Annotated in this window: 11 protein-coding genes; 1 reads left to right on the forward strand and 10 read right to left on the reverse strand. The window is 72.9% G+C overall.

Annotated features, from left to right (window positions below):
- Position 1: 1 nt before the first annotated feature.
- The 8 genes from ACFVUY_RS11105 to ACFVUY_RS11140 all read right to left on the reverse strand — a co-directional run bounded on the left by ACFVUY_RS11105 (position 2) and on the right by ACFVUY_RS11140 (position 10,149).
- Positions 2–1,228, reverse strand: coding sequence for a PP2C family protein-serine/threonine phosphatase (locus ACFVUY_RS11105; protein ID WP_387729149.1), 1,227 nt, complete (start codon positions 1,226–1,228; stop codon positions 2–4).
- Positions 1,225–1,392 (reverse strand): universal stress protein, encoded by a 168-nt coding sequence (locus tag ACFVUY_RS11110; RefSeq protein WP_387729151.1) that lies wholly within the window; start codon positions 1,390–1,392, stop codon positions 1,225–1,227. The genes ACFVUY_RS11105 and ACFVUY_RS11110 overlap by 4 nt, the downstream gene beginning before the upstream one ends.
- Before the next feature lie 190 nt (positions 1,393–1,582).
- Positions 1,583–2,335: a pyruvate formate-lyase-activating protein gene (pflA, locus tag ACFVUY_RS11115; protein ID WP_387729153.1), complete on the reverse strand. Its 753-nt coding sequence runs from the start codon at positions 2,333–2,335 to the stop codon at positions 1,583–1,585.
- Between the two features lie 105 nt (positions 2,336–2,440).
- The gene (gene pflB / locus ACFVUY_RS11120; protein WP_387729155.1) at positions 2,441–4,705 is read right to left on the reverse strand and encodes a formate C-acetyltransferase; all 2,265 of its coding nucleotides are present in this window, start codon (positions 4,703–4,705) and stop codon (positions 2,441–2,443) included.
- Between the two features lie 12 nt (positions 4,706–4,717).
- Positions 4,718–7,381 (reverse strand): bifunctional acetaldehyde-CoA/alcohol dehydrogenase, encoded by a 2,664-nt coding sequence (adhE, locus tag ACFVUY_RS11125; protein WP_387729158.1) that lies wholly within the window; start codon positions 7,379–7,381, stop codon positions 4,718–4,720.
- A gap of 179 nt (positions 7,382–7,560) precedes the next feature.
- Positions 7,561–8,439, reverse strand: a complete 879-nt coding sequence (locus ACFVUY_RS11130; RefSeq protein WP_387729161.1) for a universal stress protein — start codon at positions 8,437–8,439, stop codon at positions 7,561–7,563.
- Between the two features lie 406 nt (positions 8,440–8,845).
- The gene (locus ACFVUY_RS11135) at positions 8,846–9,217 is read right to left on the reverse strand and encodes a pyridoxamine 5'-phosphate oxidase family protein (protein WP_387729163.1); all 372 of its coding nucleotides are present in this window, start codon (positions 9,215–9,217) and stop codon (positions 8,846–8,848) included.
- 284 nt (positions 9,218–9,501) lie between these two features.
- Positions 9,502–10,149 carry a hypothetical protein gene (locus ACFVUY_RS11140; RefSeq protein ID WP_387729165.1) on the reverse strand — a complete coding sequence of 216 codons (648 nt, stop codon included), beginning with the start codon at positions 10,147–10,149 and terminating at the stop codon, positions 9,502–9,504.
- Positions 10,150–10,458: 309 nt separating this feature from the next.
- Here ACFVUY_RS11140 and ACFVUY_RS11145 point away from each other — a divergent pair, with 309 nt between their 5' ends.
- Positions 10,459–11,247: an HPF/RaiA family ribosome-associated protein gene (locus ACFVUY_RS11145; RefSeq protein ID WP_387729167.1), complete on the forward strand. Its 789-nt coding sequence runs from the start codon at positions 10,459–10,461 to the stop codon at positions 11,245–11,247.
- A 284-nt stretch (positions 11,248–11,531) separates the two neighbouring features.
- Here ACFVUY_RS11145 and ACFVUY_RS11150 read toward each other — a convergent pair whose 3' ends face one another.
- Both ACFVUY_RS11150 and ACFVUY_RS11155 read right to left on the reverse strand, forming a co-directional pair.
- Positions 11,532–12,404 carry a universal stress protein gene (locus ACFVUY_RS11150; protein WP_387729170.1) on the reverse strand — a complete coding sequence of 291 codons (873 nt, stop codon included), beginning with the start codon at positions 12,402–12,404 and terminating at the stop codon, positions 11,532–11,534.
- 47 nt (positions 12,405–12,451) lie between these two features.
- Positions 12,452–12,574, reverse strand: coding sequence for a hypothetical protein (locus tag ACFVUY_RS11155; protein WP_387729172.1), 123 nt, complete (start codon positions 12,572–12,574; stop codon positions 12,452–12,454).
- Between the last annotated feature and the right edge of the window lie 18 nt (positions 12,575–12,592).

Raw genomic sequence — 12,592 nt, forward strand, 5'->3', positions numbered from 1 at the left:
GTCAGAGCCGGATGACGACGAGCGCGGTGTCGTCGGTGGCGCCGCCCGGGGGGATCAGTTCGGTGAGGACGGTGTCGGCGAGGACATCGGGGTCGGCGGAGCGGTGCGTGGTGAGGACGTGCGCGAGGCGGTCCAGGCCGGTGTCGATGTCCTCGCGGCGGCGTTCGACCAGGCCGTCGGTGTAGAGGGCGAGCGTGTCCCCTTCGGCGAATCGGGTGACGGCCTCGGGCCGGGTCCGGTGCTCGGGACGGGCGCCGAGCGGAGGGTCGGTGGCCTGGTCGAGGAATTCGACGGTGCCGTCGCCGTGCAGCAGGGCGGGCGGGGGATGGCCGGCGCTGCTGTAGGTGATGGTGTGGGCGCCGGAGTCGATGAAGGCGGTCGCGGCGGTAGTGGATTCGGCGCCCTCGACGGAACGGGCGTACAGCCCGAGCACCTCCAGGGCCTGGGCGGGGCCGCCGGCAACCCGGGAGGCGGCGCTGAGGGCACTGCGGAGCTGGCCCATGACGCCGGCGGCGGCGAGGCCGTGGCCGACCACGTCGCCGACGGCGACCGCGACGCGGTCGTCCGGCAGTTCGACGAGGTCGTACCAGTCGCCGCAGACGTTGAGGGCGCCCATGGCGGGTCGGTAACGGACCGCGGCACGGTGGCGTTCGAGTGGTCTGGGTGCGGGCAGCATGGCCCCCTGGAGCGCGAGTGCGACCTCGCGTTCGCGCGCGTGGGACTCGCGCAGGCGCTCATTGACCTCCTGGAGTTCGCGGGCGCGGGTGTAGAGCTCGGCTTCCAGGACGCGGGCGCGGTTGCCCTCGGGCAGGCCGTGGGCGCGGATGAGCTGGGTGATCTCCTCGACGCGGTGGACGAGCAGCACCGCACGGCCCTCGCCGTCGAGCACGGGGGCGTTGACCGGACTCCAGTACCGCTCCTCCCACTCGCCGGGCCGGGCGGTCGACTCGACGTCGTAGCGCTGCAGGGCCATGGTGTCGCGCTCGCCGGATGCCAGGACCCTGCGCAGGGATACCTCCAGGTTGTGGGCTCCGGTGGCGGCGGGGTCGTTCGGGTTGTCGGGGAAGATGTCGAAGAGGTACCGGCCGACGAGCTGCTCGCGGGTGCGCCCGGACAGGCTGAGGAAATCCTCGTTGGCGTCGGCGTACACCAGGTCCGGGGTGAGCAGCGCGACCATGCCGGGCAGGGCACGGAACACCGCCCGGTAGTCGATCGCCTCGTTGGTCACGGTTCCGCCTGCGGCTGGTGCTGTGCGGCGCGTACGACGACGACCGGGCAGCGAGCGTGGTGGACGCAGTGCTGGCCGACCGAGCCCAGCAGGGCCTCGGTGAATCCGCCGTGCCCGCGACTACCCACGACGATCCGAGCCGAGCGGCGGGGTTCCTCGCCCATCACACGCCTCCGAGAGTTGTGCCGTCCTTCACCGCCACCATCGGCGATCCGCGGCCACCATGCCAGCCGGGAGGAGGCTGTGCCGGAAAGCCGAAGGGTGGGGCTGGGGCAGAGGGGAAAGCGGTGGTCCGGGCGCCGGTGCCGAGCAGCGGCACCGCAGCCGCGGACCTGCCGGAGAACCCGTCCGGGTTCAGACCGTGTGCAGGCCCTGCGCGGCGAAGACCGCCCGGGCCCGGGCGATCTGGTCCGGTGTGGGCACCGGGGTGTCGGCGAGGGGGAAGTCGAGCCCGAGGGCGCGCCACTTGGCGGCGCCGAGCTTGTGGAAGGGCAGGACGTCGACCCGGGTGACGTTGCCGAGCGAGGCGGCGAAGGCGGCGACGCCCTCGATGTTCGCGGCGGGGTCGGTCAGGTGCGGCACGAGGACGAAGCGCAGCCAGACCTCCCTGCCCAGGTCGGCCAGGCGGCGGGCGAAGTCGAGCGTGGGGTCGAGCCGCTGTCCGGTCAGGTGCCGGTAGAGGGCGCGGTCCCAGGACTTGATGTCGAGCAGCACGAGGTCGGTGTCGGCGAGCAGCGCTTCCTCGGCGCGGGCGCCGAGGAAGCCGGAGGTGTCCAGTGCGGTGTGCAGGCCGAGTTCGTGCTTGAACCGGTGCAGCAACTCGCCGGTGAGGGCGGGTTGGAGGAGCGGTTCACCGCCGCTGACGGTGGCGCCGCCGCCGGAGGCACGGATGAATTCGGTGTACTTGGCGGCCTCGCGCACGATCTCCTCGGCCGAGCAGGGGCGGCCGTGGCGCATGGAGCGGGTGTCGGGGTTGTGGCAGTACAGGCAGCGCAGCGGGCAGCCGGCCAGGAAGGTGACGAAGCGGGTGCCGGGGCCGTCGACTCCGGTGGACAGGTCCCAGGAGTGCAGCATGCCGGTGACCGGTTGCGGGGCGGCCGTGGCCATGGGGTGTGCTCCTTCTGCGGGGCGGGGGCAGGGCGGCGCGGGTCGGCGCGGCGCGGTGCCGGCGCCGGTGGTCGGGGGCGCCGGCACCGCGAGCGGGTGGCGAGGCTACAGTGCGTCGTGGAACGTGCGGCCGATCACGTCGAGTTGCTGCTCGCGGGTGAGCCGGACGAAGTTGACCGCGTAGCCGCTGACCCGGATGGTGAGCTGCGGGTACTTCTCCGGGTGGTCCATGGCGTCCAGCAGGGTGTCCCGGTCGAGGACGTTGACGTTCATGTGGAAGCCGTGGCACGTGGTGTAGCCGTCCAGCACGCCGACCAGGTTGCGGACCCGCTCCTCGGGGGTGCGGCCGAGCGCGTCCGGGGTGACGGTGTTGGTGAGCGAGATGCCGTCCTCGGCGTGCGCGTAGGGGAGCTTCGCGACCGAGAGCGCGGCGGCCACGTAGCCGTGGGCGTCGCGCCCGTTCATCGGGTTGGCGCCCGGGGAGAACGGCTCGCCGGCCCGCCGCCCGTCCGGGGTGTTGCCGGTCTTCCTGCCGTAGACGACGTTCGAGGTGATGGTCAGGACGGACTGGGTGTGTTCGGCGCCCCGGTAGGCGGGGTGCTTGCGCACCTTGGCCATGAAGTCCTCGACCAGCCGGACGGCGATCGCGTCGGCCCGGTCGTCGTTGTTGCCGTACGCCGGGTAGTCGCCCTCGACCAGGTAGTCGGTGACGAGTCCGGTCTCGTCGCGCACCGGACGGACCTTGGTGTACCTGATCGCGGACAGCGAGTCGGCGGCCACCGCGAGCCCGGCGATGCCGCAGGCCATGGTGCGCCGTACGGCCCGGTCGTGCAGGGCCATCTCGATCCGCTCGTAGGCGTACCTGTCGTGCATGTAGTGGATGACGTCGAGCGCGTGGACGTACGTCCCGGCGAGCCACTCCAGCTGCTCGTCGAAGCGGGCCAGCACCTCGTCGTAGTCGAGCACCGCGCCGCCCACCGGGGCGGTCGGGGGCCCGACCTGGGCGCCGGTCAGTTCGTCCCGCCCGCCGTTGATCGCGTAGAGGAGGGTCTTGGCGAGGTTGACCCGGGCGCCGAAGAACTGCATCTGCTTGCCGACCTCCATGGCGGAGACGCAGCAGGCGATGGCGGTGTCGTCGCCGAAGCGGGGGCGCATGAGGTCGTCGGACTCGTACTGGAGCGAGGAGGTGTCGATGGACACGCGGGCGCAGAACTCCTTGAAACCCTCGGGGAGTCGCGGTGACCAGAGGACCGTCATGTTGGGCTCGGGCGCCGGGCCCAGGTTGTAGAGGGTCTGAAGGTAGCGGAAGGAGGTCCGGGTGACGAGGGTGCGGCCGTCGGTGCCGATGCCGCCGATCGATTCGGTGACCCAGGTCGGGTCGCCGGAGAACAGTTCGTCGTACTCGGGGGTGCGCAGGAAGCGGACGATCCGCAGTTTGATGACGAAGTCGTCCACCAGTTCCTGGGCCTGCTGTTCGGTCAGGAGCCCCGCCGCGAGGTCACGTTGGAGGTAGACGTCGAGGAATGTCGAGGTGCGGCCGAGCGACATGGCCGCGCCGTTCTGCTCCTTGACGGCCGCGAGGTAGCCGAAGTACAGCCACTGGATCGCCTCGCGGGCGGTCGCGGCGGGGCCGGAGGCGTCGTACCCGTACGCCGAGGCCATCTCCTTGAGCTCGCCCAGTGCGCGGATCTGTTCGGCGAGTTCCTCGCGCTCGCGGATGGTCTCCTCCAGCCGCGCCGGGTCGGTGGGCGGCGCGTCCAGCTCGGTCTTCTCGGCGAGCTTGGCCTCGACCAGCCGGTCCACGCCGTACAGGGCGACGCGCCGGTAGTCGCCGATGATCCGGCCGCGGCCGTAGGCGTCCGGGAGCCCGGTGATGACGCCGGCCCTGCGGGCCGCGAGGATCTCGGGCGTGTAGGCGTCGAACACGCCGTCGTTGTGGGTCTTGCGGTACCGGGTGAAGACCTTCTCCAGCTCCGGGTCGACCGGGTACCCGTAGGTCCGCAGCGCGCCCGCCACCATCCGCCAGCCGCCGTACGGCATGATCGCCCGCTTCAGCGGGGCGTCGGTCTGCAGGCCGACGATCAGCTCCTTCTCGCGGTCGATGTATCCGGGCGCGTGCGCCGTGATGCCGGCCGGGATGTCGTACGCGACGTCGTACACGCCCTTGGCGCGTTCCTCGGGGAAGCGGTCGGTGATCTGCCGCCACACGTCGGTCGTCCGTTCGGTGGGGCCGGTGAGGAAGTCGGCCTCGCCCTCGTACGGGGTGTAGTTGCGCTGGATGAAGTCGCGGACGTCGATGGTGTCCCGCCATGGTCCGCCCCGGAAGCCGTCCCAGGCGAGGGCGGTCCGCTCGTGCTGCGAGGTGGTCATCTCGGTGTCCTCTCAGGCCTGGTCGCCGTAGTAGGCGCGGCGCATCAGCTGCTGCATGTCGGCGAGCATCGGCATCCGGGGGTTGGCGGGGGCGCACTGGTCCTCGTAGGCGTTCATGGCCTGCTGGGGGAGGGCCGCCAGGAACGCGGCCTCGTCGACTCCGGCAGCCTTGAAGGAGCGCGGGATGCCGGCCCTGTCCCGCAGGTCCTCGACCGCCGCGGCGAGGGATTCGACGCCCTGTTCGGGGGTGACGGCCGGCAGGCCGAGCATCCGGGCGATCGCCTGGTAGCGCTCGGGGGCGGTGTAGCTCCGGTACTTGGGCCAGCCGGTGACCTTGGCCGGGGCGGAGCCGTTCCAGCGGATCACGTGCGGCAGCAGCAGGGCGTTGGTGCGGCCGTGGGCGATGTGGAAGGTCGCGCCGAGGGTGTGGGCCATGGCGTGTACGGCGCCGAGGAAGGCGGAGCCGAAGGCCATTCCGGCGATCGTGCCGGCGTTGTGCATCCGCTCGCGGGCGAAGGGGTCGTCCGGTCCGTTCAGCACCGCGCGCTCCAGATTGTCGAAGATCAGCCGGATGCCCTGGAGCGCGAGTCCGTCGGTGAAGTCGTTGGCGTAGACGGAGACGTAGGTCTCGATGCAGTGGGTGAGGGCGTCGAAGCCGGTGTCGGCGGTGACGTGCTTCGGGAGGCCGGTGGTCAGGGCCGGGTCGACGATGGCCACGCTCGGGGTGAGCGCGTAGTCCGCGAGCGGGTACTTCTGGCCGGTGGCGGTGTCGGTGATGACGGCGAAGGGGGTGACCTCACTGCCGGTGCCCGAGGTGGTGGGGATGCAGACCAGTTTGGCCTTCTCACCGAGGTCGGGGAAGGTGAAGGCACGCTTGCGGATGTCGAAGAACTTCTCCTTCAGGTCCGCGAACTCCACCTCGGGGTGCTCGTACATCAGCCACATCACCTTGGCCGCGTCCATCGGCGAGCCACCGCCCAGGGCGATGATGGTGTCCGGCTCGAACTCGCGCATCAGGGCGGCGCCCTTGCGGACGGTGTCGATGCTCGGGTTCGGCTCGACGGAGTCGATGACCCGTACCTCGACCGGGTCGCGGCGGCGGTCGAGCACACCGCGGATCCGCTCCAGGTGGCCGATGTCCACCATGGTCCGGTCGGTCACGACGACGATGCGGTGCGCACGGGGCATGCTCGCCAGGTACTTGACCGAGTTGCGCTCGAAGAAGATCTTCGGCGGGACCTTGAACCACTGCATGTTGGTGTTGCGCCGCCCGATCCGCTTGATGTTGACGAGGTTCAGCGCCGACACGTTCCCGGAGACCGAGTTGTGCCCGTAGCTGCCGCAGCCCAGGGTCAACGAGGGTGTGAAGGCGTTGTAGACGTCGCCGATGCCGCCCTGCGAACTCGGCGCGTTCCAGATGATCCGGCAGGCCTTGACCGCGTGCCCGAACTCCTCGACGAACGCCTCGTCCTCGGTGTGCACCGCCGCCGAGTGCCCGAGGCCGTTGAACTCCACCATGGCGGAGGCCAGTTCGACGCCTTCCGGGCGGGAGCGGGCGGTGAGTACGGCCAGGACCGGGCAGAGCTTCTCGCGGGTCAGCGGCTCCGAGGGGCCGACCCGCTCGCAGTCGACGAGGATCACCGAGGTGTCGGCCGGTACCTCGAAGCCCGCCGCCTGCGCGACCTGCGCCGCCGAGCGGCCCACCACCTCGGCGTTCAAACGGTCGCCGGCGCACGCCGTACCGTCCCCGGCCCCGAACAGGTACCGCTCCAGCAGCGCCTTCTCCTCGGCGCTCGCGTGGTGCGCCTTCAGCTTCCGGAACTCGGCGAGCGCCGCCTCCCGGATCTCCGCGTCCAGGACGACGGCCTGCTCGGAGGCGCAGATCATGCCGTTGTCGAAGGACTTCGACAGCACGATGTCGTTCACCGCCCGCTTCAGGTCCGCGCTCCTCTCCACATACGCGGGGACGTTGCCCGCGCCGACGCCCAGCGCCGGCTTGCCACAGGAGTACGCGGCCCGCACCATCGCGTTGCCGCCGGTGGCCAGGATGGTGGCGACGTCCGGGTGGTTCATCAGGGCGTGGGTGGCGTCCATCGACGGTTCCGCGATCCACTGGATGCAGTGCGCGGGCGCGCCGGCCGCCACCGCCGCGTCCCGCACGATCCGGGCCGCCTCGGCCGAGCAGCGCTGGGCCGAGGGGTGGAAGGCGAACACGATCGGGTTGCGGGTCTTGAGCGCGAGCAGGCACTTGAAGATCGTGGTGGAGGTCGGGTTGGTCACCGGGGTGATGCCGGCGACCACGCCGACCGGCTCGGCGATCTCCACGATGCCGTCGAGTTCGTCGCGGTACACCACCCCGACCGTCTTCGTCCGGGCCATCACGTGGGTGACGTTCTCGCACGCGAAGACGTTCTTCACCGCCTTGTCCTCGAACACGCCGCGCCCGGTCTCCTCCACGGCCAGAACGGCGAGCCCGGTGTGCTCGGCCAGCGCTGCCAGCGAGGCCTTCCTGACGATGTGGTCGACCTGCTCCTGGGTGAAGTCGGCGTAGTCCCGGAGGGACTCCAGGGCGGAGGCGACCAGCGCGTCGACGGCGGTCGGCGGCTGGGGCGTGACGCTGCGAAGGCTGTTGCTCGCGGGAGCCGCCTTCGACTCGTGGTGCGGGCGACGTGCCATGGTGGACCACCTCTCCGGATCAGCGTCCGAGCTCAGGGCGCCGGGCGGGTGCCGTGCGCCTTCCCCTCAAGGCTTCCTCGTGCCGCGCGCCGGGGGATCCGACCAATGGGACCCGCTTGCGGCCGAAGGTCCCGGGCCCGGCGCACGGTTGGTCCCGTGGCCGGAACCCGGTGGACGGTTCAGTCGTGCGGTACGACGGCGACCGGGCCGTTGGCGTGGTGGAGCACGGACTGAGCCACCGGCCCCAGTCGGGGTCCGGCTATCGGGTGCTTGGGAGCGCGCCGGCCGAGGACGACCAGCGAGGCGGTGCGGGAGGCTTCCACGAGCATCCTGCTCGGGCTCCAGGCGCACACCTCCGCCTCGGTACGGACCGTGGGGAACTTGTCCTGCCAGCGCGCCAGGGCGTCCTGCAGCCGCACCTGTTCGGCGGCCGCCAGGGACTCCCCGATCTCCCACCGGCCCACCGGCGCCGCCGTCGCGTACGGGCCCCGGAAGGTGTCCCGGCTCTCCATCACCCGCAGGGCGGCGCCGGTGCCGGCCGCGTGCCGGAAGGCGAAGGCGAGCACCGCGTCGCACGGCCGGTCGCCCTCGACGCCCACGACGACGGGTCCGGGCGCCACGGCCGGTCCGTCCGTCCCGATTCCTGCGTCCGAGTCGGCCCGGACCAGCACCACCGGGCAGTGTGTCAGGGCGGCGGCGCGCAACCCGACCGAACCGACCAGGAGGCCCGCGAAACCGCCCAGGCCGCGCGAGCCCAGCACCATCACCGCGGCCCGCCGGGCGGTGGCGGCCAGTGCGTGGGCCGGGTTCCCGGGGATGACCTCGCAGGAGACCGCCAGGCCGGGCAGCTCGGCCGAGATCCGGTCCCGGATCGCGGCCACCGGGCCCGGCAGCGCGCTGCCGCCGCCGAGGTCGCGGTCGAGCGCGTCCACCTCGCCGCCGGCGACGAGGACCATCCGCAGCGCGAGCCCGTTCCGGTGGGCCTCGCGGGCGGCCCACTCGGCCGCCGCCGCGCTCTGTGCCGAGCCGTCGATCCCCACCAGCACGCTGTGCGACATCTCTGTGACCTCCCTGGTCGGCGGCGGGCCGCGACAACCCATGGGCGCGGTCCCGTCCGGCGACCAGACTCCCGCCGGGCCGCCGGTCGGCCACAGGGGCCGAGCAGCCCCACCTCGGTACCGAAGGTCCCGGGATCCGGTGGCCTTCTGCGAGAATCGGCCGCGACTTCGGCGACGAGGAGGGGCCCGTGAGCGGCGAGACGGTGCGGTCACGGCTGCCGCAACTGCGGTTGGACGAGCTGCTGGAGGAGCTCCAGGCGCGGCGCACCGCGCCTCTCCGAAGGCCGGCGGCGGCCTGGCGCCGCTGCAACACTGACCCGGCCTCACGGCAGCGCGTTCGTCGTGCCGTCCGCCGTCCGCCGTCCGGAGGCGGTGCTCCGGTCGGCGTCCGGACCGGGCGGGTCGGCTAGAGCAGGCGGCCGCTCACCAGCTCGGGAAGGATGCGGACGGTGACCGTGCCGGTCGGACCGGTTGCCGTCCCGTCGGGTGTGACGTCGGGTGTGACGTCGGCGCGGCCGAGGACGGTCACGCTCCAACCGGTGCCGTCCGCCGCGTCGAGCTCCCCGGCCTCGAAGGCCACCAGCGCGCCGGAGACCGCTCGGACCAGCTCGGACCCGGCGACGGCGCTCAGCAGCACGCTGCCGTCGGCGCCGAGCCGGTACTGGGCGGGTTGGACGGCGGGCAGGGCGTCGAGCGTGTAGACGACCCGGCCGACCGACAGGCCGGCGAGGAGCCGTCGGCACTCTCGGCCGTCCAGCGGCGTGGTGTCAGGTGTCATGGCATCGATGGTGTCGCCGCGGCGGGTGCCGGAGGAGGGGTCGTTGGTCCCCGGCGAGGCCGCCGACCGGACCCGGTCGGTGGGGCCGGTGTCCCGGGGCGGCCGGTTCAGCGGACGGGCCGACCGGTCGACTGCTTGGGGGCGGCCAGGGTGAGGGCCGTCCGGCCCTGCTTGGTCCGGGACACGGCTGTGGCTGGAGTCGCCGGTTCGTGGGGGTGCAGGGCAACAGCATTCCTTGTCGGGGCGGAGCCGACTGGGGAGGGGAACCGTGCTGTCGTGTCCGGTCAGCCGTGGTGGTTGCCGCGCCGGGTACGACCGCTCCACGCAGGCTCCAGCCGGGCCCAGGACCGCGTCCATGCCAGGTCGGCACGACGGTCGATGGCAGCCAGCCTCGCGCAGAGTCCGGCGGCGGCGAGAACGCTGAGCAGGCCGAAGAGGAACAGGCCCGGGAACACGGCGTCGAACACGAGGCCGGCGGTGCTCGGGGGTGCGGCGGCCGGGTGTCCGTTCCGGTCGACCCAGATCCCGACGGTGGCGCCGGGCCCGGTGGTCCGGGGGACGTCGATGCTGCCGGTGTTGCGCTGGCTGCCGGGGTAGGTCCAGGCCGCGTCGGCGCGGTAGACGGCCTTCCCTCCGGCGACGGTGCTCTCCGCCTGCCGGACGGAGCCCTGGACCGTGGCTTCGACGCGGTGCAGGCGGGCGGCAGTGGCCTCGGCCTGCCGCCGGCCGTCCGCGAGGAGGGTGACGGCGGCCCCGGTGCCGAGGAGTGCCGCGAGCGCGATCCCGAGGACGGTGAGCACCACCGCCCGGCTCCGGGCCCGGTCGAGGGCCCGGCCGAGCGGATTGCGCTCCCGGCCGAGAGCCCGGCGCAGGTGGCCGCACCGTGGTGCGGGCGGGCCGTCGGGCCGGGCGGGGCGGTGGGTGCCGGCCACGGTGGTGCTCCTTGTTGCTGCTCAGGTGGGCGATGGCGAGGTGAGATCAAGGCATCGGGCCCGGACGACCGTCGCCCGGTATGCCATCGAATCTCCCGCCCGGGCGCCGGGCGGGAGAAGGGACCGAAGGGACCGGCTGCCGGGCCGGTGGTCCCGGTCGCGAGAGCGGCGGGCCGTGCACCGGGGCCCGGCACCGGCCTGGACGGCGGAGAAAGGGGCCATAGGGCCCTGCCGGCGGGACGTCCGGCCGACGACGGTGCCGCCCGGCACCCGGCAGTCTGAATCCACATCCGAAAGGCAGGACTCCCGATGAACCGTCCGCACACGCCGATCGCCCACGACATCCAGGTCGAGACCCGGGGCGAGGTGTCCCTCGCCGCGCCGAACTACGCCAGGGCGAAGCTGCTGGCCGTCGTCGAGCGGCAGCACGAGCCGGTGCTCGCGGCCCGGGTGAAGCTCACCCAGGAGAGCAACCACGCCGTCGTCAAGCCTGCCGTCGCCCAGGCCGTGGTGGACCTCAACGGCCGCCCCGTCCGCGCCCACGTGGCGGCCGCGACCATGCAGGAGGCCGTCGACCTGCTCCAGGACCGGCTGACCGCCCGGCTGGCACGGGTGCACCGGCACCGCGACTCCCACCGCCACCACGCCCCGGCCGGCCGAGGAGCCTGGGACGACGAGGCGGCCCGCGAGCACCGCCCGCACCGGCGCGGCCTGGCACCGGAGGAACGGCGCATCGTGCGGCACAAGACGTACAGCCTGCCCAGCCAGAGCGCCCGGGCCGCCGTGTTCGAGATGGAGGCCATGGACTACGACTTCCACCTGTTCACCGACACCGCCACCGGCTGCGACAGCGTCGTCTACCGCGACGGGCACGTCGAGGGGCACCGTCTGGCCACCGCCGGGCCCGCCGGCGACCCGGAACCGGGGCTCACCGTGAGCACCGCCGGGGTGCCGGAGCTGGCGGTGGCCGAGGCGGTGTCGAGGCTCGACCTCACCGGGTTGCCGTTCGTTTTCTTCACCGACACCGCCACTGGGCGGGGCAACGTGCTCTACCACCGCTACGACGGCCACTACGGCCTCATCACACCCGCGCGGTAGCCGGCGCGGGAACGGCCGGGACGCGGAACCGGGGACGGGTGACACCGTCCCCGGTTCGCGCCGTTTCGGGACCCGGAGCAAGGAGCCGGCGCCGACCACAGGGACTGCTCGTCCCGGGCAGGCGCCGCGGTCGGCGGCCGGGCCCTCACCGGGGACCCCCGGCACAGGCATCCGCACCACAGGTACCCCCATCGCCGCGGGCACTTCGCCGGAGCGTGCGGGGGCAGGAGAAAAGCCGGTGAGCCCCACGCCTTCGTGGGGCCCACCGCCTGCGGGTTGTCCGGTCAGTCGTGCGGCACGACTGCGACCGGTGCCTGCGCGTGGTGCAGTACGGCGTGGGCGACCGGGCCGAGCCGCATGCCGGCGTGGTGCGGGCGCCGCCGGCGGCCGACCACCACGACGCAGGCGTCGGTGGAGGCGTCCACCAGCGCCGAGGCACCGGTGCCGATCCGGCTGTCCTCGACCACCTCGACCTCCGGGAACTTCTCCCGCCAGCCGGTCAGCGCCTCGGTGAGCAGTTCGCCCTCGATCGCCCGGAACTGCTCCGCCTCGGCCAGCGGGGGCACCCACCCGGCGTAGCCCCAGACCGGCGGTGGCTCCCAGCCGTGGACGGCGCGCAGGACGGCTCCGCGCCGGGCGGCCTCGTGGAAGGCGAACTCGACGACCACCGGGGAGGGGTCACGGGAGTCGACGCCGACGACCACCTCGGGCCGATCGGGGCCGCCGGGCCGCTCGGACTCCCCGGCGCGGACGAAGACCGCCGGAACCTCGCACCGGCCGGCGACGGCGAGGCCGACCGATCCGACCAGCAGGCCCGCGAAGCCCCCGAGCCCCCGCGAACCGAGGACCAGCAGTTCCGCGTCGGAGGCGGCCTCGGCCAGCGCATTGACCGGCTCCGCGCCCCCGATCAGCTCGGCCCGGACCTCCAGACCGGGGTACGGGTCCAGGACCGCCTGCCGGGCGTCCGAGAGCATCCGGGTGGTCAGTGCGAGGACGTCGGCGGGCTCGCCGGGGCCGGCGTTGATGTAGTCCAGCCAGGTCTGGGCGTGGACCAGGCGCAGGGTGAGACCGCGTCGGACGGCCTCGGCGGCAGCCCAGCGGGCCGCTGTGGTGCTCTCGGGCGAGCCGTCGACGCCGGCCAGTACGTATGTGCTCATGGGGGAATGCTCCGGTTTCTCGTGTGCTGGCGGGGTATGGGACGGGCTCAGCCGAAGGCGGTCCTCAGGGTCTGGAAGGCCGTCTTCGGATCGACCAGGGCGTGGTGCACCGGCGGGACGGGCCTGTCGAGGCCGAGCAGCCGGTAGACGGCGTGCACGGCGCCGCGCACCGAGTACTCGACGATCTC

Source organism: Kitasatospora sp. NPDC058063 (genome assembly GCF_042885395.1).
GTDB classification, from domain to species: Bacteria; Actinomycetota; Actinomycetes; order Streptomycetales; family Streptomycetaceae; genus Kitasatospora; species Kitasatospora lactacystinica.